The organism is Stenotrophomonas sp. YJH_SMC_101-4 (assembly GCF_059370395.1).
This window is the reverse complement of sequence record NZ_JCAFTP010000003.1, coordinates 461,644-479,212: the sequence shown is the minus strand read 5'-3', so window position 1 is coordinate 479,212 and position 17,569 is coordinate 461,644. Positions and strand designations below refer to the sequence as shown.

The following is a 17,569-nucleotide window of genomic DNA, read 5'->3' as shown; positions in this document are numbered from 1 at the left end:
CGCATGGCGTGGATCTACTGTAGCGCCGAGCCCATGCTCGGCTTGACGCAGCCGAGCATGGGCTCGGCGCTACATCACCCCCGTTACCGCTGCGAGGGGCCCCAATAGCCCAGGTCCTTGCGGATCTGCAGGTCGCGCACCCAGCTGCCGAACGGCTTGCGCCGCAGCGCGCCCATTTCACCCGACAGGAAATCCTCGGTGGCCGCGATCACGCGCTCGCTGGACAGGCCATCGCGGTACGGGTGGATGGCATCGGCGTAGCGCACGATTTCCGCCTGCAGCGCCGCGTCCGGGTGCAGCGCGCGCTGCAGCATCGCCTGCAGCTGCGCAGGATCATCGAAGTCGATCATGTGCGGCTTGGGCACGCGGTTGCGGAAGGTCACCACCGGCTTGTGCTGGACAATGAACTCCGAAACGATCGACGAGGTATCCGATACCAGTACATCGGCGGCGCGCTGCGCGGCCATCACCTGCTCGGGCTCGATGAAGCGGGCATTGGCACCGGCCAGCGCGCGGTAGCGTTCGAACAGTTCCGGCGGGCACTTCGGGTGCAGGGTCAGCAGCCAGTAGTGATCACCAGCAGCGATATCGGCGGCGATCTGCGCGTGCAGGTGCGGGGCCGCGCTCAACCGTTCAGTGAAGGTCGAGCCGAACAGGATCACCGGGCGCTCGCCGGCCGGAGCACGCAACGCGGCGCTCTCGCCACCGTCATCGCGGAACAGCGGGTCCAGCTTCGGCCAGCCGGTCTCTGCCACCGCGAAATGGCCCTGCAGGGCAGCGATCTCGCGGAACGGCGCAGTGGTGGCCGGCCCCTGCGTGCAGTACAGGTCGAACATGCCGCGCACCCGGAAGTGGCCGCGCGCACTGTCCCGCTTTTCCACGTTGAAGCCATGGAACAGCTGCACCTTGGCCCCCGAAAGGAACGTCGGCACCCAGTTGGCCGCGCTGAGTACCGCCCGCGGACGCATTGCCAGGGCCTGCTTCACGCCCAGGTTGGGCACCCCCGGCAGGCTGCTGCCGGCCGCGCCATCCTCGAACCAGGCTGCTACCTCCTGCCCGGACGCGTGCAAGGCCTGCGCCAACGGGGCGAGAATAGGCAGCGCATAGCGCTCCGTCGCAAACAACAGGTACCCGGCCATCATGTCCTCCACGACCGCTCCCATCGAACGGCCTCGCATCTCGGCGTGCATTATCGCGTTCAACGAGGCCGGGCGCATCGGCGACTGCCTGGCCTCGCTGGCCTTCTGCGATGAGATTGTGGTGGTGGACTCGCAGTCCACTGACGCCACCGTAGCCATCGCCGAGGCCGCCGGTGCCCGCGTGCTGCAGCGCCGGTTCGAGGGTTTCCGCAGCCAGAAGGCGTTCTGCGTCGAGCAGGCCAGCCATGACTGGGTGCTGTGCCTGGATGCCGATGAACGGATCAGCCCGGAACTGCGCGCGGCCATCGAACAGGCCCGCGACGGCGGCTTCAGCGGCCACGCCGGCTACCGTTTCGCCCGCCTCTCGGAGTATTTCGGCAGGTTCCTGCGCCACGGCAACGCCTATCCGGACCGGGTGATGCGGCTGTTCGACCGCCGCCAGGGCGGCTGGCGCGGCAAGCGCGAGATCCACGAGGCGGCCAGCGTCGACGGCAGCGTCGGTACGCTGCGCGGCGACCTGATCCACTACCCGTACCGGTCATTGCAGCAGCAGCTGGCCAAGACCGAGAAGTATGCGCGGATGATGGCCGAGCACGAGTTCGCACGGGGCAAGCGGGCCACCCTGGGCAAGCTGGTACTTGCGCCGGCCTGGCGGTTCTGGCGCGGCTTCCTGTTCCGTGGCGGCTTCCGCGATGGCTGGCATGGCCTGGTCTACGCCTACGTACGCGCCAACTACGTGCGGCAGAAGACCATCATGCTGTGGATGCTGGGCAATGGACAGGCGGTGGCCGACCCGGCGCCTTCCGCGGACCGGCCGTGACCACGCTGTGTCACACTTCGCGGGCGTTGCCTGAAGATCCCCCATGAAAATCCTGTACACCAACTTCCACTATGGCGACGGTGGCGGCCACACCACGTACATCGTCTCGTTGGCGCGTGCGTTGCACGGCCAGCACACGCTCCATGTCGCCGCGCCGGCCGACAGCCGGCTGCTGCGGACCATGGCCGATGAAGGCCTTGCCCGCACACTGCCGATTGCGTTCGGCAGCGGCCTGCCAACGCTGCCCCGGCAGCTGGCCGAACAGCGTGCGCTGCGCAGGCTGGTGCGCGATGAAGGCATCGACCTGATCCATGTCAACGGTGCGCGCGACCACCGCTTCGTGATGCAGGGGCTGCTTGGCATGCGCCGCCCGCCGATCGTGCTGACCAAGCACAACAGCAAACCCACCGATACCTTCGGCAATGTGCTGCGCGCACGCTGGGCCACCGATCGGCTGATCGCGGTCTCGGCCGACACCAAGCGCCTGCTGGAACAGGGCCCATACCGTCGCTGCCCGATCGACGTGGTCCGCAACGGCGTGGACCTGGAGCGCTACTCGCCACAGCCGGCCGGCACCGGCAGCGCGCTGCGCCAGCAATGGACGCAGGATCCACAGGCGCTGGTGCTGGTCAGCAATGCCGGCACCGACGATTACAAGGGCTGGATCGACCTGGCCCAGGCCATCGCGCGGCTGCCCGATGCGGTACGCCCACACGTGCACATGGCCGTGGCCGGCCACCTGCCCAGCGCACAGCAGCGCGAACAGGTGCAGGCGCTGGGCGAGGTGGCCGCGCAGGTGCACTTCACTGGCCTGCTGGCCGATACCCGCGTACTGATCGCGGCCGGCGATGCTGGCTTCGTGCTGTCCCATGACGTCGAGACGATCTCCTTCGCCTGCCGCGAGATGATGGCCAGCGCCAAGCCGATGCTGGTCAGCGATTACGCGGGCCTGCCGGAAAACATCGAACAAGGCGTCGATGGCTGGGTCGTTGCCACCCGCGACATCGACGCCATCGCCGCACAGGTGCAGGCGCTGTACGCACAGCGCGATGCGCTGCCGGAACATGGCCGGGCAGCACGCCGCCATGCACAGCGGGAGTTCGGCCTGCAGACATTCGCCGACGCCACGCTGGCCAGCTACCACGCCGCCCTGGCCAGCCCCTGAGCCACGTTGCCCGAACGCTCAATCGGTGATGCCGGGCCCCTGCAGGCGGCGCTCGTGCTCGAGTTCCGCCGCCGACGGCCGGCAGGTGCCGGCGACCGCGTCGGCAGGTACCAGCCACCAGCGGCGACGATTGGAAATGCCCGCCATTTCGGCCTGCGCACGATCAATGCAGGCCTGCATCGCATCCTCGTTCACCAGCAGCCAGCGGTGCTGCGGAACCAGCCGCTGCCAGCGCACGGCTGCCTGCAGCTGTTGATGCCAACGCGCTTCGAATCCAAAGGTGGCCGCAGGACGATCGGCCATCAGCAGGTTCTGCTCTTTCCATGCCACCAGTCCCAGCTCGGCCTGCGGGCCGATGCGTGCGCTGACCTCGCGCATCAGGCCACGGGCCGAGCTGGAATCGTTCAACACCGGATAACCGACCAGGCTGTACAGCACCCAGACCCCGGCAAGGGTAGCGACCAGGGCAACGTGCCTGCGCCGGCGCCCGCACACCCACAGGCTCAAGGCCGACCAGGCCGCCATCGCCAGCGCCGCCCAGGCCAGCGCATCGGTGGCACCGGGAAGCAACCCGCGGCCATGGGTAAGACGCACTTCGAAATCCGGATCACCCAGCAGCGCCAGCGCACCGACCAGGCCCAGCGCCAGTGCCAGCAACGCGGTGAATGCGCCCAGCACACGCTGCACATCGCACCGCCTCAGCAGCCCCGGCAGCAACGGCGCCAACGCCAGGCAGAACATCGGCAATGCCGGCAGGATGTAGACGTCGCGCTTGCCGTGCGGAATGGAGAAGAACAGCACGACCAGCAGCCACCAGGCCAACGGCAGCAGGTAGCGCGCATCGCGCCGGCGCAGCCGCCGGAACCAGGCCGGAAGCGCCCACGGCAGCAGCAGGAACGCGGGGATCCACATCGACGGCATGATCGCCAGGAAGTACCACCACGGCTGGTGATGGTCCCAGGACTGCGTATAGCGCCGTGCGGTCTGCCGGAACAGGATGTCGTCCATGTAGGCGCGATACGGCTCCGAGCCGGTGGCCAGGCCGGCCAGCAGCATCGGCACCAGCCACAACGACACCGCCAGCAGGAAGGCCAGCGGTGCCAGCCAGAAGCGCAGGTCACGCACGTGCAGGCTCACCCGCGGCCAATGCAGCATGGATGCGACTGCGGCCGGCACGATCATCATCAGCGCCAGCACGCCTACGCCCTTGGTGATCACCCCGATGCCGGCGAAGAACCAGCCCATCCACCACCAGCGCCAAGCCGGGCCCAGCAGCAGATGGCGCAGCAGGCCGTAGTTGGCCAGGGTGATGAACAGCACCACCAGCGGATCGATCTGCGCCTTCTTCGCCTGGAAGGTGAAGTGCAGCGCGAACAGCAGTGCCCAACCCGCGTACAGCCCCACCTGCCGCGTCCACAGGCGGCGGCCGAGATCGACCACGCACCACAGCGTGCCCAGCGCGGCCAGCAGCGAGGGCAGCAGGAACGCCACCCGCCAGTGGCCGACCAGGCTGTACAGCGCGGCCTGCCACCACATCAGCATCGGCGGCTTGTCCGAATACAGCTCGGGGCCGCGATGCGGGAACAACCAGTAACCGCTGTCGACCATCTGCTTGGCCACCAGCGCGAAACGTGGCTCATCCGATGGCCACGGATCACGGAGGCCCAGGCCGGCCCCCAGCACCAGCAGGGCCATCACCACCAACAACCACGTCTGGCGCGACGCGTGGGTTTTCAGCATGGGACTCGAAACGGCAGCGGGGGTCAGGCTGCTTTTAACAGACGCGCGTAGAAGAAACCGTCAGCATCGTTTTCACCCGGCAGCCGCTGGCGTGCCACCCCTTCGCAATCGACGCCGAACGCGTCGCCCAGTGGCTGCGCCACGGCATCCGGATGCCACTTCAGGAACGCGCGCACCTGATCGATGTTCTCGGCGCGCAGGATCGAACAGGTGGCATACAGCAGCACGCCACCCGGGCGCAGCATCGACCAGCAGGCTTCCAGCAGGCGCGCCTGCACGCCAACCAGTGCATCGATATCTTCAGCGCGACGGTGGAACATCACATCCGGCTGGCGGCGGATCACGCCAGTCGCCGAGCACGGCGCATCCAGCAGGATCGCGTCGAACGGCACGCCATCCCACCAGGCACCGGGATCACTGGCATCGGCAGCCAGGGTCTGCGCATGTTCGCCCACGCCGGTGCGGGTGTAGGTATCGCGTGCGCGGGCCAGACGGCGCGCGTCGATATCCAGCGCCAGCAGGCGCAGGCTGGGGTCGCGCTCCAGCAGGTGCGCCGACTTGCCGCCGGGTGCCGCGCAGGCGTCCAGCACGCGGGCACCGGCCACCGGGGCCAGCGCATCGGCCGCACACTGCGCCGACAGGTCCTGCACCGAGATCGCGCCCTCGGCGAAGCCGGGCAGCTGATTCACGGCAACCGGAGAGGCCAGGCGCAACGCGTCGGCGCTGAGCGGACTGGCTTCCGCGGCGATGCCGGCTTCGGCCAGCGCTGCCAGTGCCTTTTCACGGCCGCCCTGCTGGCGGTTGGCGCGCAACCACAGTGGCGCCGGTTGCAGGCTGGCGCTGAAGATCGCGTCGGCCTGCGCCGGCCAATCGCGTTCCACCGCATCGGCCAGCCATTCCGGGAAGGCATCGCGCGCGGGCTGTTCCGGGAAACCTTCGCGCTGCGCGCGGCGCAGGATCGCATTGACCAGGCCTGCCTGGCGCTCACGGCCCAGTGCACGCGCGGCATCGACCGTGGCCGACAGCGCCGCGTGCGCCGGCAGCTCGAGCACGTCCAGCTGGGCGAACCCGACCATCAGCAGCGTGCGCAGGTCGGCATCACGCGCCGACAGCGGCTTCTGCATCCACGACTGCAGCGCCGCGTCATAGGTGCTGCGACGACGCAGGACGGCAAAACACAGGGCTTCCAGCAGCGCGCGGTCGCGGCTGTCGGCCAGCTTCGGCAGCGCCCAGGCCAGCTCGGCCTTCAGCGAACGGCCACGGGTGAACACCTGTGCCAGCACACGTGCGGCCAGCATGCGCGTGGCCGCGCCCGGCGCCGCCTTGGCGACGGAGAAATCGTTCTGCTTCGACACCGCTTATGCCCCCACGCGCAGATCGCGGCGGGCGTTGAGGTAGTCGGCCGCAGTAATCGCCTTGCCACCTTCCCGCTGCAGCACTCGCAGGCGCAGCGCGCCCTGGCCACAGGCGATGTCGATGCCATCGCGGCTGGCCGCCAGTACGGTGCCCGGTGCCTGGCCGTGGTCCGCCTCCAGCGCCACCGCACCATGGATGCGCACGCGTTCACCGGCCAGCGTCGCCTCGGCGATCGGCCACGGATTGAACGCGCGCACGGTACGCGCCAGCGCGCCGGCGTCCTGCGCCCAATCCAGCTTCGCTTCGGCCTTGTCCAGCTTGTGCGCGTAGGTCACGCCCTGCTCCGGCTGCGGCCGCGCGATCGGCTTGATGCCGGCACGCAGCAGGCCCAGGCCATCGGACAGCACCTGTGCGCCCAGCTCGGCCAGCTTGTCATGCAGCTGGCCACCGGTATCGGTGGCCGCGATCGGCAGTTCCTGGTGCAGCAGCACCGGGCCGGTATCCAGGCCGGCCTCCATCTGCATCAGGCAGACGCCGGTCTTGGCGTCGCCGGCCTGGATCGCGCGCTGGATCGGCGCGGCACCGCGCCAGCGCGGCAGCAGCGAGGCATGCACGTTCCAGCAGCCGTGGGTCGGAATGGCCAGCACCGCCTTGGGCAGGATCAGGCCATAGGCCACTACCACCATCAGATCCGGCTGCAGGTCGCGCAGCTGCTGCTGGGCGGCCGCGTCCTTCAGCGACTCGGGCTGGTAGACCGGAATGCCACGGGCCACGGCTTCCAGCTTGACCGGCGACGGCGCCAGGCCACGGCCACGGCCGGCCGGACGATCAGGCTGGGTGTAGACGGCCACGACCTCATGATGGCGCGCAGCCGCGCGCAGCGATGACACCGCGAATTCCGGCGTACCGGCAAAGACAATCCTCATGGCTACCCCACTTGCAGGATGGATTCGTGCAGGAAAGAAAACGGCGCCGTCGGCCGGCGCCGTACAGCCCGCGCGTGCCGCGCAGGCGCGGGCCACCCGAAGGGTGGCCCGGATTGGCGATCACGCCACGTGCTTGCGCTGCTTGGCCAGCTTCTTGCGCACCATCTCGCGCTTGAGCGGCGACAGATAGTCGATGAACAGCTTGCCGTCCAGGTGATCCATCTCATGCTGGATGCAGGTGGCCAGCACTTCGCCGGCTTCCATCTGCTGTTCCTGGCCGTTGCGGTCCAGGTACTTCACGGTGATGGTATCGGCACGGGTGACGTCAGCGAAGATGCCCGGAACCGACAGGCAGCCTTCCTGGTACACCCGGCCCCCGTCCTTGGCGACGATCTCCGGGTTGATGAACACATGCGGTTCATTCTTTTCTTCGCTGACGTCGATGACCATGAAGCGCTTGTGCACGTCCACCTGGGTGGCGGCCAGGCCGATGCCCGGGGCGTCGTACATGGTCAGGAACATGTTGTCGATCAGTTCCTGGAAGGCCGGCGTGGTGACTTCGGCGGCTTCGATCAACGCAGCCTTGGTACGCAGGCGCGGATCGGGGAACTCGAGAATGGGGAGAAGGGCCATGGCTGTTTCCGGATAGGGGGCCGGCACGCCGGCATACGTCGCAGATTCTAGCTCCAACGCTTGCCTTGCGCCCCGGTTTCTGGACTATAGTGCGCGAACCTGTTGGGGAATCAGGGCTTCACACCTATGTTGCTTCGTTTTCGTACGGTCGTCGCCGCGGCGATGCTGACCGTGGCTGCCTATGCTACCGCCGTGGAAGTGAATGGCGGGCACCCGGACACCTATGTGGTCCGAAAAGGGGACACGTTGTGGGATATCGCCGCACGTTTCCTGCAGAAGCCGTGGCTGTGGCCGGAGATCTGGCAGGCCAATCCGCAGATCGCCAATCCGCACCTGATCTATCCCGGTGACGTGCTCAGCCTGGCCTATCTGGACCGGGTGACCGTCGCTGCCAAGCCCGGCCCGCGCCAGGAAGCCCCGATCGATGCCATTCCGCTGGCCCAGGTCGAGCCGTTCCTGAAGCAGCTGAGCGTGGTCGACAGCATCGAGCAGCTGCCCTACGTGGCCGGCCTGGAGGAAGAACGCCTGCGCGTCACCAGCGGCAGCGCAGTGTACGTACGCCTGGCTGACGCCCAGCTGGGCCAGCGCTGGGCCGTGGTCCGCCCGACCGTGCGCTATGCCCAGCCCAAGCCGACCGAGGACCTGACCGCCAACGGCGACGTCACCCCGGGCAGCGGCAACCTGTGGCGGGCCTACAACGCCCCCAACCACCGCCGCGGCGTGCTCGGCTATGAGCTGGCCCAGGTCGCCACCGGCACCATCACCCATGTCGCCGGCGGCAAGGTCGAGGCGTCCACCCTGGTGCTGGACAAGAACGAGGGCGGCCGCGAGGTGCGTGCCGGCGACCGCCTGGTCCCGGTCGAGGCCAAGCCGTACGACCTGCAGTTCATTCCCCATGTCCCGGCCGCCGGTGTGGAGGGCGTCGACGTGCGCGTGCTGGCCGTCACCGACATGTTCACCGCCGCCGGCCCGCGCGATGTGATCGCGATCTCGGCAGGCCGCGCGCAGGGCGTGGACAACGGCACCGTGTTCTCGTTGTGGCGCCCAGGCCGCCACGTGGCGCACCGCATGAAGTACCCGACCTCGTCGCGCATGGACGATTCGCTCAGCACCGGCGCAGGCCGGGTCTCGCTGCCGGACGAATATGCCGCGCACGCCATGGTGTTCCGTACCTTCGACAACGTCAGCTACGCGCTGGTGATGCAGGGCGTGAAGCCGGTGCGCGTGGGATACAACGCACTGCACCCGGATGCGCGGTAGAGTCGACTGTTAGTCGACTGCTCTTCACCGCCCCCCGAAAGCGCCCGCGCTGCGCGCGGTAGTCGACTGACAGTCGACTCTACAGGGGCGGTCTCCGGCAAAGTCTGACAGCCACATGCGAAGGCGCCCTAGGGCGCCTTTGTTGTATGCGCTCGATAGTGGGGGGATGACCAACCCAACTGACGAGGCGCTGCTGCGCCTGTTGATGGCAGGCGGCGCGCTGGCACCACGTCGGGCCCTGCTGGAGGCCGCAGGCAATGCGGAAATCGCGATCGCGCAGGGCACCGCGAACTGGCGCGCGCACGGCTGCACGCCAGAGCAGTGCGCCGCACTGGAACGCCCGGACGCCCGTGCCTCGGCCGTGGCACGGCGCTGGCTGGAAGACGACAACCAGCACCTGCTGGCCTTCACCGATCCGGCATTCCCCCCGGCCCTGCTGGATGTTCCCAACCCACCCCTTGCGCTGTTCATCGCCGGTGACCCCAGCCTGGCCTGGCGCCCGTCGGTGGCGCTGGTCGGCAGCCGCTCGCCAACGCCGGGCGGACGCGCGCTGGCAGCCCGCTTTGCCGGCTGTTTCGTCGAAGCCGGACTGACGGTGACCAGCGGCCTGGCGGCGGGCATCGACGCCGCCGCCCACCAGGCGACACTCGACGCCGGTGGTTGCACCGTGGCGGTCATCGGCACCGGCCCGGACCGGGCCTACCCGGACAGCCACGCCCGCCTGCAGGCCCGGATCGCTACCGAAGGCGCGGTGCTCAGCGAGTACCTGCCAGGCACGCCGGCACGCCCCGGCCACTTTCCCGCCCGCAACCGGCTGGTGGCCGGGCTGGCACTGGCGACGGTGGTGGTCGAGGCCGCCCAGCGCTCCGGCGCCCTGATCACCGCACGCCTGGCCGCCGAGGCCGGCCGCGAGGTCTGCGCCCTGCCCGGCTCGGTGCTCAATCCACGCGCGGCGGGCTGCCATCGGCTGATCCGTGAGGGTGCTGCATTGATCGAGCGCCCGGAGGAGGTCCTGGAACTGCTGGCCCCCGCCCTCCGCCAGCAGCTGCCGGGCTTGCAATCACGGTTGGCCACCCCCACTGAACAGGCACCGCCGGTACTCCTGCCGGCGCGCTGGGCCGACGACCCTGACTACCAGTGCTTGTGGCGGGCCCTGGACCACAACCCAAGCAGTATGGATTCACTGATCACGCGCTGTGGATTGACGGCGCCCCAGGTGTCCTCCATGCTGCTGGCCATGGAACTGGCGGGAATCGTGGTGTGCGTACACGGCCGCTACTGTCGAACTCCCTAGTTTCTTCACCTCCACAGCGTCGCGCGACGCAGGCCGAGGGGCAATGAAAGAGAGCATCCTGGACGTACTGCTGTACCTGTTTGAACACTATTTCAGCGAAGATGCGGACCTGATCCGTGACCGCGATTCGCTCCAGAACGGCCTGATCCAGGCCGGTTTCAGCCCAACCGAGATCAACAAGGCATTCGACTGGCTCGATGCCCTGGCCGCGCAGCGGCCGAGCGTGGCCCAGGCACGGGTCGATGGCCCCGTGCGCGTCTACCACGGCCCCGAGCTGGACAAGCTGGACGTGGAATGCCGTGGTTTCCTGCTGTACCTGGAACAGCACGGCATCCTCGACGCCGACCAGCGCGAGCTGGTGCTGGACCGGGCGATGGCCCTGGACCAGGACGAACTGGACCTGGACGACCTGAAATGGGTCGTACTGATGGTGCTGTTCAACCAGCCCGGCTCCGAGGCGGCGTATGCCTGGATGGAGACGCAGATGTTCATGGACGAGCCAGAACCCCTGCACTGACCGTACACTTGGGGGCATAGCGCATTCAGGAGCGTCCCCGTGAGCGAGTGGTTCCATGCAGAAGGCAACCGGCAGCAGGGTCCGCTGCCAGCGGAACAGTTGGTCGAGTTGTTCCGCAACAACCAGATCTCCCTGGACACCCTGGTCTGGCGCGACGGCCTGCCGCAATGGCAGCCGTTGCGCACCGTGGTCGACGAACTCGGCCTGATCGTGCCGGCGCTGGACGCTGCCACGCCACCCGTGGAACCCGAGCCCGAACCGGAACCGGTGGCACCGCCTCCGCCGCAGCCGCCGGTACTGCCGCCGTCCACCCCCTACACCACCAGTGCATCGGCCACCGCCCTGCCGGCGCCGAAGAAGAAGCTGTCCGGTTGCGCACTGACCGCCATCATCGGCGGCGGCCTGCTGCTGGTGCTGGTACCGATCGTGGCCATCCTGGCCGCCATCGCGCTGCCTGCCTACAACGACTACACCGTGCGCGCCAAGGTCGCCGGCGCAGTGACCGCACTGCAGCCGTTGAAGGACCAGGTGCAGCATTTCGCCGATGACGAAGGCCGTTGCCCCGGTGCCAACGACGCCGGCTTCCCGGCCCCGGGTGACTTCGCCCATGCAGGGCTGTCGGCGGTGAACATCGGTCGCTTCAACAATGGCCACTGTGGCATCGAAGCCACCCTGGCGCTGCCCGGCAAGAGCCTCGATGGCGACCTGCTGTGGCTGGAATACGATCGCGACAGCGGCCGCTGGGAATGCAGTGGCGAAAGCAACGACAAGTACCTGCCGCCGTCGTGCCGCGGCTGAGCCACGCGCACGCCAGCACCTCCAAGGATGATTCAACAGGGAACATGCAATGACTGAGTGGTACTACGCCGAAGGACAGCAACGCCAGGGCCCGCTGCCGGTCCAGGAGATCCGCCAGCGCTTCCAGCGTGGCCAGCTCAACCTGGACACACTGGTCTGGCGCGAGGGCATGGCCCAGTGGGCTGCACTGCGCCAGGTGGTCGACGAGCTCGGCCTGCAGACGCTGGCCGATGCCAGCACGGCCACCAGCAGCGGCGGCTTCGACCTGCGTGGCGACTATGCCGCCATCGACAACGGCAGCGCCCCGCTGCCCGGCACCGGCGCACTCAGCAGCTCGCCATACAGCGCTCCAGCCGCCGCCGGCGGCGGTGGCCACGCACAGCCGGTGGTTGGCGGTGAAGTGGTCTACGCAGGCTTCTGGAAGCGCGTGGCGGCCTACATGATCGACTACTTCGTGCTGGTCATCCCCGGCAGCATCATCGGTGCCATCCTCGGTGCGATCCTCGGCGCCAGCATGGGCGCGGTGGGCAGTGGCGAATCGGCCATCGAGATCGTGGCGCAGCTGGCCAGTGCCCTGATCAACCTCTGCATCGGCATGGCCTACTACACCTGGTTCCACGCCTCGCAGGGCGGCGCCACGCTGGGCAAGATGGCGGTCGGCATCAAGGTCGTGCGTGGCAACGGCGAGCGCCTGACCAAGGCGCGCGCATTTGGCCGCTACTGGGCCATGCTGCTGAGCAGCTTCACCCTCGGCATCGGTTTCCTGATGGCGGCCTTCACCGAGCGCAAGCAGGGCCTGCACGACATGATCTGCGACACCCTGGTGGTCGACCGCTGGGCCTACACCGACCAGCCGCAGCTGCAGCGCCGCGAGCTGGGCACGGTGACCGTGCTGGTGCTCGTGCTGACCGGCCTGCTGTCGCTGGCGGGCGTGGTCCTGCTGGTGTTCGCGGTCGGCTTCATCGCCAAGATGGCCTCATGAACGGCCATCCTCACGCCTGGCTGCTTGACATGGGCTGGCCGGGCGTGATTCCTCTAATAAGGTGAAACCTGAACGCCCGGCACATTACCGGGCGTTCAGTTTATGGATTTGCCCGTGGCCGCTTCACTAATGCGGCCGTTTGCTCCACCCTAGCGGCCCCTCTCCCCCGGTCCGCCCACAGACCTTTCCTGACATGCCCAAGCACCTGCTCATCGTCGAATCGCCGGCCAAGGCCAAGACGATCAACAAATACCTCGGCAAGGACTACACGGTCCTGGCCTCGTATGGGCACGTGCGCGACCTGATCCCGAAGGAAGGCGCGGTCGACCCGGACAACGGGTTCGCCATGCACTACGACGTGATCGACAAGAACGAAAAGCATGTCGATGCGATTGCCAAGGCCGCCAAGAGCGCCGACGACATCCTGCTGGCCACCGACCCGGATCGCGAGGGTGAGGCGATCAGCTGGCACATCGCCGAGATCCTGAAGGAACGCGGGCTGGTCAAGGACAAGCCGATGCAGCGCGTGGTGTTCACCGAGATCACCCCGCGCGCCATCAAGGAAGCGATCAGCCAGCCGCGCGCGATCGCCAGCGACCTGGTCGATGCCCAGCAGGCGCGCCGCGCGCTGGACTACCTGGTCGGCTTCAACCTGTCGCCGGTGCTGTGGCGCAAGGTCCAGCGCGGCCTGTCCGCCGGCCGCGTGCAGAGCCCGGCGCTGCGCATGATCGTCGAGCGCGAGGAAGAGATCGAAGCCTTCATCGCCCGCGAATACTGGTCGATCGCCGCCGAATGCGCGCACCCGTCGCAGCACTTCAACGCCAAGCTGATCAAGCTGGACGGGCAGAAGTTCGAGCAGTTCACCATCACCGACGGCGACACCGCTGAAGCGGCGCGCATGCGCATCCAGCAGGCCGCGCAGGGCTCGCTGCATGTCACCGATGTGGCCAGCAAGGAGCGCAAGCGCCGCCCGGCGCCGCCGTTCACCACCTCCACCCTGCAGCAGGAAGCCTCACGCAAGCTCGGCTTCACCACCCGCAAGACCATGCAGGTGGCGCAGAAGCTGTATGAAGGCGTGGCGATTGGCGACGAAGGCACCGTCGGCCTGATTTCTTACATGCGTACCGACTCGGTGAACCTGTCGCAGGACGCGCTGGCCGAAATCCGCGACGTGATCGCCCGCGACTACGGCATCGCCTCGCTGCCGGACCAGCCGAACACCTACCAGACCAAGTCCAAGAACGCCCAGGAAGCGCACGAAGCGGTGCGCCCGACCTCGGCCCTGCGCACTCCGTCCCAAGTGGCGCGCTTCCTGACCGACGACGAGCGCCGCCTGTACGAGCTGATCTGGAAGCGTGCGGTGGCCTGCCAGATGATCCCGGCCACGCTCAACACCGTCAGCGTCGACCTCTCGGCCGGCAGCGAGCACGTGTTCCGTGCCAGCGGCACCACCGTGGTGGTGCCCGGCTTCCTGGCCGTGTACGAAGAAGGCAAGGACAACAAGAGCGCCGAGGACGAGGACGAAGGCCGCAAGCTGCCGGCGATGAAGCCAGGCGACCGCGTGCCGCTGGAACGCATCCAGGCCGAACAGCATTTCACCCAGCCGCCGCCGCGCTACACCGAAGCGGCGCTGGTGAAGGCGCTGGAAGAGTACGGCATCGGCCGTCCCTCGACCTACGCTTCGATCATCCAGACCCTGCTGTTCCGCAAGTACGTGGAAATGGAAGGCCGCAGCTTCCGCCCGTCCGACGTCGGCCGCGCAGTGTCCAAGTTCCTGTCCAGCCACTTCACCCGGTACGTGGACTACGACTTCACCGCCAAGCTCGAAGACGAGCTCGACGCCGTCTCGCGTGGCGAAGAAGAGTGGATCCCGCTGATGGCCCGCTTCTGGGAGCCGTTCAAGGAGCTGGTGGAAGACAAGAAGGAATCGGTCGACCGTGCCGAGGCCAGTGGCGCGCGCGAGCTCGGCACCGACCCGAAGACCGGCAAGCCGGTCAGCGTGCGCCTGGGCCGCTTCGGGCCATACGCCGCCATCGGCAGCACCGCCGAAGATGCCGAGGAGAAGCCCAAGTTCGCCTCGCTGCGCCCCGGCCAGTCGATGCACACCATCTCCCTGGAAGACGCGCTGGAGCTGTTCCTGATGCCGCGCGCGCTGGGTGAGGACAAGGGCGAGCCGGTCAGCGTCGGCATCGGCCGCTTCGGCCCGTTTGCCAAGCGCGGCAGCACCTATGCCTCGCTGAAGAAGGAAGACGACCCGTACACCATCGACCTGGCCCGCGCCGTGTTCCTGATCGAAGAGAAGGAAGAGATCGCGCGCAACCGGATCATCAAGGAGTTCGAGGGCAGCGACATCCAGGTGCTGAACGGCCGTTTCGGCCCGTACATCAGCGACGGCAAGATGAACGGCAAGATCCCCAAGGATCGCGAGCCGGCATCGCTGACCCTGGCCGAAGTGCAGCAGCTGATGGAAGAAACCGGCAAGCCGGTGCGCAAGGGCTTTGGCGCCAAGAAGGCCGCCGCGAAGAAGGCCCCGGCCAAGAAAGCAGCGGTGAAGAAGGAAGCGGCGCCAAAGAAGGCCGCTGCAAAGAAAGCGCCTGCCAAGAAGGCCCCGGCCAAGAAAGCAGTAAAGAAGGCCGCCGCCAAGAAGGCCCCGGCGAAGAAGGCCGCTGCAAAGAAGTAGATCCATGCCATGCGTGGATGAGGGGCAAGGTGTGCGGACCAGCGGTCCGCACCTACCGTCCGCGCCGACCACCCCTTCTGCACGCAGCCGGGGGATAATGAAGGCCCACGCCGGGCCGGTCGCCGCCATGAAAGAACTCACCCTGGACTCTGCTGTCGCCACGCTCCGCGCGGGCGGCGTGATCGCCTACCCGACCGAAGCGGTCTGGGGCCTGGGCTGTGATCCCTCGCACGAAGCTGCGGTGCACATGGTGCTGCGGCTGAAGCAGCGCCCGATCGAAAAAGGCATGATCCTGGTCGCGGCCGAGCTGGCGCAGCTGGAAGGCTGGGTGCGCCTGCAGGCGCTGCCCGACGCCCGCCAGCGCGCAGTACTGGCCAGCTGGCCCGGCGCCAACACCTGGATCCTGCCCGCCGGCCCGCGCGCGCAGCCCTGGGTCACCGGCGAACACAGCGGGATTGCGGTGCGCATCAGCGCACACCCGCTGGTGGCCGAACTCTGCCGCGCCTGGGGTGGCCCGCTGGTCTCCACCAGCGCCAATCTGGCCGGCGAACCACCGGCGCGCAGCCGCGAAGAGCTGGATCCCCGCCTGCTGCGCCTGCTTGACGGCATCCTTGACGGACAGACCGGTGGCCTGGCCCAACCCACCCCCATACGCGACGCGCTCAGCGGCAACGTGCTGCGCTCCTGAGCTGCCGATTGCACTGCCGCGGACAATCACGCACGCTGCCGCCATGAGCCTGCTCCGCGCCACCTTCAGCCTGTGCCTGCTGCTGCCGTGGACGTCGTCCGCCGCCGGGGCCGAGGACGTGCGGGTGTACCGCTGCGTTGCCAGCAACGGCGCCGTTGCCCTGCAGGACACGCCCTGCAACAGCGGCCGCCAGCAGGTACGCGACCTGCAGCGCCCGCGCGATCCCGCTCCACGGGTGGTACGCAGTGATGCCACGCCTCCGCCGCCCAGCGAACCCCCGGTCATCCGCGAGCGCGAAGTCCGCCACGTCTACATCCAGCCGCCGCAGCCGATGTACGAATGCGTGAGCGAGGATGGACGCCGCTATACCAGCGACAACAACGAAGGCAATCCGCGCTGGGTGCCGCTGTGGACCAGTGTCTGGCTGCCACACGGCCATCGGGGCCCGGCCTACCCGGGTCCGCGCCCGGCCATCGGCACGCCGATCGGCGAAGGCGCGGGTTATCGCCCTCCCTCGATCGGCATGGGCGTGCAGGTCCCGGCCGGCAGCGTGCTGGTTCGCGACAGCTGCCATGCGTTGCCGCCGCAGGAAGTCTGCGCGCGACTGAGTGACCGCCGCTGGGAGCTGGATCGCCGTTACAACAGCGCACTGCAGAGTGAACGCACCGCCATCAGCAACGAACAGCGCGGCATCGATGCGCGCCTGTCGCGCGATTGCGAACGCTGAGCGCAGCAGGCCGTCGCAGCCTGTACGCTGTGCGCATGAACCGAGTGATCTGGCTGCTTCTGGTGCTGCTGCCTGAAAGCGCGTTGGCCGAAGAGGGCGTGATCTACCGCTGTACCTCCAGCAGCAGTGACGTCCCTACCCTGCAGCGCACGCCGTGCCCCACCGGCAGCAAGCAGCAGGTGCTGCGCATACCCGACCCGGCCAACTCGCAGCCGGCCGCCGCTGCACCTGTGGCGGCCGAACCTGCACCCGCCCCTGTCGAAACACCCGCGCCGGTGCCGGCCGGAGCGGCCGTTGCCCCTGCGGCCCCAGCGAAACCACGACGCGCGGATGAAGGACGCACGATCATGGAAGCAGGCATGGTCGAACACGAAGGAGACGACCAGATCCTCGACAGCGCGACGCTGCGGCGCGATGCCGAAGCCCGCGCCACCGCAGGTGACGGTCCACCGAAGCCGCCGCTTCCTCCGATCTTCCAGTGCACCGACAGCCAGGGCGGCGGCTACCTGTACGAGTACGAGGCCGCGCCCGGCCGCTGCGAGCTGATGACGGTACAGGGCCTTGGTGGAGTGACGCCGGTGAATGCCGCCAGCTGTGAAGTGGTGCGCGACCACTGCGAAGCGCTTCCCGAAGCGCAGCGCTGCGGTGGTTGGCAGCAGCGATTCCGCGATGCCCGCGGCCGTGAGCGCTTTGCCGCGCCGGAGAACCGCGATACCGCGCGCGGTGAACGCAAGCGGCTGCAGGACGTGCTCGAAGCCAGCAACTGCCCGGTACCGGGGTGACAGCGGCGGCATGGCCGCACCTGCCCAAGGGGTGGATCTGTTGTAGAGCCGAGCCAGGCTCG

General features: G+C 68.1%; 16 protein-coding genes. 11 read left to right on the top strand and 5 right to left on the bottom strand.

The window, feature by feature from the left end:
• Positions 1–83: 83 nt before the first annotated feature.
• On the bottom strand, positions 84–1,142 hold the full coding sequence (locus AC5P8D_RS13060) for a CDP-glycerol glycerophosphotransferase family protein (RefSeq protein ID WP_495203388.1): 1,059 nt from the start codon (positions 1,140–1,142) through the stop codon (positions 84–86).
• Here AC5P8D_RS13060 and AC5P8D_RS13055 point away from each other — a divergent pair.
• The gene (locus AC5P8D_RS13055; RefSeq protein ID WP_010481187.1) at positions 1,141–1,959 is read left to right on the top strand and encodes a glycosyltransferase family 2 protein; all 819 of its coding nucleotides are present in this window, start codon (positions 1,141–1,143) and stop codon (positions 1,957–1,959) included. The two genes, AC5P8D_RS13060 and AC5P8D_RS13055, sit on opposite strands and share 2 nt — an antisense overlap.
• Positions 1,960–2,002: 43 nt before the next feature.
• Complete coding sequence (locus AC5P8D_RS13050; RefSeq protein ID WP_197601624.1) at positions 2,003–3,124, top strand: glycosyltransferase family 4 protein; 1,122 nt, start codon at positions 2,003–2,005, stop codon at positions 3,122–3,124.
• 18 nt (positions 3,125–3,142) lie between these two features.
• Here the strand turns inward: AC5P8D_RS13050 and AC5P8D_RS13045 are convergent, their stop codons facing one another.
• The 4 genes from AC5P8D_RS13045 to def all read right to left on the bottom strand — a co-directional run bounded on the left by AC5P8D_RS13045 (position 3,143) and on the right by def (position 7,779).
• Positions 3,143–4,864: an ArnT family glycosyltransferase gene (locus AC5P8D_RS13045; RefSeq protein ID WP_495203387.1), complete on the bottom strand. Its 1,722-nt coding sequence runs from the start codon at positions 4,862–4,864 to the stop codon at positions 3,143–3,145.
• 23 nt (positions 4,865–4,887) lie between these two features.
• Positions 4,888–6,219, bottom strand: a complete 1,332-nt coding sequence (gene rsmB / locus AC5P8D_RS13040) for a 16S rRNA (cytosine(967)-C(5))-methyltransferase RsmB (RefSeq protein ID WP_043397505.1) — start codon at positions 6,217–6,219, stop codon at positions 4,888–4,890.
• 3 nt (positions 6,220–6,222) lie between these two features.
• Positions 6,223–7,146 (bottom strand): methionyl-tRNA formyltransferase, encoded by a 924-nt coding sequence (gene fmt / locus AC5P8D_RS13035; protein WP_010481179.1) that lies wholly within the window; start codon positions 7,144–7,146, stop codon positions 6,223–6,225.
• A gap of 120 nt (positions 7,147–7,266) precedes the next feature.
• Entirely contained in the window at positions 7,267–7,779 is a 513-nt protein-coding gene (def, locus tag AC5P8D_RS13030) for a peptide deformylase (protein WP_010481177.1), read from the bottom strand.
• 126 nt (positions 7,780–7,905) lie between these two features.
• Here def and AC5P8D_RS13025 point away from each other — a divergent pair, with 126 nt between their 5' ends.
• From AC5P8D_RS13025 to AC5P8D_RS12985, 9 genes are all read left to right on the top strand, one after another.
• Positions 7,906–9,039 (top strand): LysM peptidoglycan-binding domain-containing protein, encoded by a 1,134-nt coding sequence (locus tag AC5P8D_RS13025; RefSeq protein WP_043397503.1) that lies wholly within the window; start codon positions 7,906–7,908, stop codon positions 9,037–9,039.
• Between the two features lie 166 nt (positions 9,040–9,205).
• On the top strand, positions 9,206–10,333 hold the full coding sequence (gene dprA, locus AC5P8D_RS13020) for a DNA-processing protein DprA (protein ID WP_227199691.1): 1,128 nt from the start codon (positions 9,206–9,208) through the stop codon (positions 10,331–10,333).
• A gap of 43 nt (positions 10,334–10,376) precedes the next feature.
• Complete coding sequence (locus AC5P8D_RS13015) at positions 10,377–10,850, top strand: DUF494 family protein (RefSeq protein ID WP_005411195.1); 474 nt, start codon at positions 10,377–10,379, stop codon at positions 10,848–10,850.
• A gap of 39 nt (positions 10,851–10,889) precedes the next feature.
• The gene (locus AC5P8D_RS13010; protein ID WP_019338922.1) at positions 10,890–11,648 is read left to right on the top strand and encodes a pilin; all 759 of its coding nucleotides are present in this window, start codon (positions 10,890–10,892) and stop codon (positions 11,646–11,648) included.
• Between the two features lie 49 nt (positions 11,649–11,697).
• Complete coding sequence (locus AC5P8D_RS13005) at positions 11,698–12,630, top strand: RDD family protein (protein WP_010481172.1); 933 nt, start codon at positions 11,698–11,700, stop codon at positions 12,628–12,630.
• A gap of 193 nt (positions 12,631–12,823) precedes the next feature.
• A complete protein-coding gene (locus AC5P8D_RS13000) occupies positions 12,824–15,310 on the top strand; it encodes a DNA topoisomerase I (RefSeq protein ID WP_197644274.1) in 2,487 nt (828 codons plus the stop codon).
• A gap of 97 nt (positions 15,311–15,407) precedes the next feature.
• Positions 15,408–15,998 carry an L-threonylcarbamoyladenylate synthase type 1 TsaC gene (gene tsaC / locus AC5P8D_RS12995; RefSeq protein WP_019338925.1) on the top strand — a complete coding sequence of 197 codons (591 nt, stop codon included), beginning with the start codon at positions 15,408–15,410 and terminating at the stop codon, positions 15,996–15,998.
• A 43-nt stretch (positions 15,999–16,041) separates the two neighbouring features.
• On the top strand, positions 16,042–16,725 hold the full coding sequence (locus AC5P8D_RS12990) for a DUF4124 domain-containing protein (protein ID WP_019338926.1): 684 nt from the start codon (positions 16,042–16,044) through the stop codon (positions 16,723–16,725).
• A gap of 35 nt (positions 16,726–16,760) precedes the next feature.
• Positions 16,761–17,507, top strand: a complete 747-nt coding sequence (locus AC5P8D_RS12985; protein WP_029550904.1) for a hypothetical protein — start codon at positions 16,761–16,763, stop codon at positions 17,505–17,507.
• Positions 17,508–17,569: the final 62 nt, after the last annotated feature.

Bases quoted from the DNA above. Each gene is read 5' to 3' on its own strand.
- AC5P8D_RS13055 (WP_010481187.1), top strand. From the start codon at position 1,141: ATGTCCTCCACGACCGCTCCCATCGAACGGCCTCGCATCTCGGCGTGC.
- AC5P8D_RS13060 (WP_495203388.1), bottom strand. From the start codon at position 1,142: ATGATGGCCGGGTACCTGTTGTTTGCGACGGAGCGCTATGCGCTGCCT.
- AC5P8D_RS13050 (WP_197601624.1), top strand. From the start codon at position 2,003: ATGAAAATCCTGTACACCAACTTCCACTATGGCGACGGTGGCGGCCAC.
- AC5P8D_RS13045 (WP_495203387.1), bottom strand. From the start codon at position 4,864: ATGCTGAAAACCCACGCGTCGCGCCAGACGTGGTTGTTGGTGGTGATG.
- fmt (WP_010481179.1), bottom strand. From the start codon at position 7,146: ATGAGGATTGTCTTTGCCGGTACGCCGGAATTCGCGGTGTCATCGCTG.
- def (WP_010481177.1), bottom strand. From the start codon at position 7,779: ATGGCCCTTCTCCCCATTCTCGAGTTCCCCGATCCGCGCCTGCGTACC.
- AC5P8D_RS13025 (WP_043397503.1), top strand. From the start codon at position 7,906: ATGTTGCTTCGTTTTCGTACGGTCGTCGCCGCGGCGATGCTGACCGTG.
- dprA (WP_227199691.1), top strand. From the start codon at position 9,206: ATGACCAACCCAACTGACGAGGCGCTGCTGCGCCTGTTGATGGCAGGC.
- AC5P8D_RS13015 (WP_005411195.1), top strand. From the start codon at position 10,377: ATGAAAGAGAGCATCCTGGACGTACTGCTGTACCTGTTTGAACACTAT.
- AC5P8D_RS13005 (WP_010481172.1), top strand. From the start codon at position 11,698: ATGACTGAGTGGTACTACGCCGAAGGACAGCAACGCCAGGGCCCGCTG.
- AC5P8D_RS13000 (WP_197644274.1), top strand. From the start codon at position 12,824: ATGCCCAAGCACCTGCTCATCGTCGAATCGCCGGCCAAGGCCAAGACG.
- tsaC (WP_019338925.1), top strand. From the start codon at position 15,408: ATGAAGGCCCACGCCGGGCCGGTCGCCGCCATGAAAGAACTCACCCTG.
- AC5P8D_RS12990 (WP_019338926.1), top strand. From the start codon at position 16,042: ATGAGCCTGCTCCGCGCCACCTTCAGCCTGTGCCTGCTGCTGCCGTGG.
- AC5P8D_RS12985 (WP_029550904.1), top strand. From the start codon at position 16,761: ATGAACCGAGTGATCTGGCTGCTTCTGGTGCTGCTGCCTGAAAGCGCG.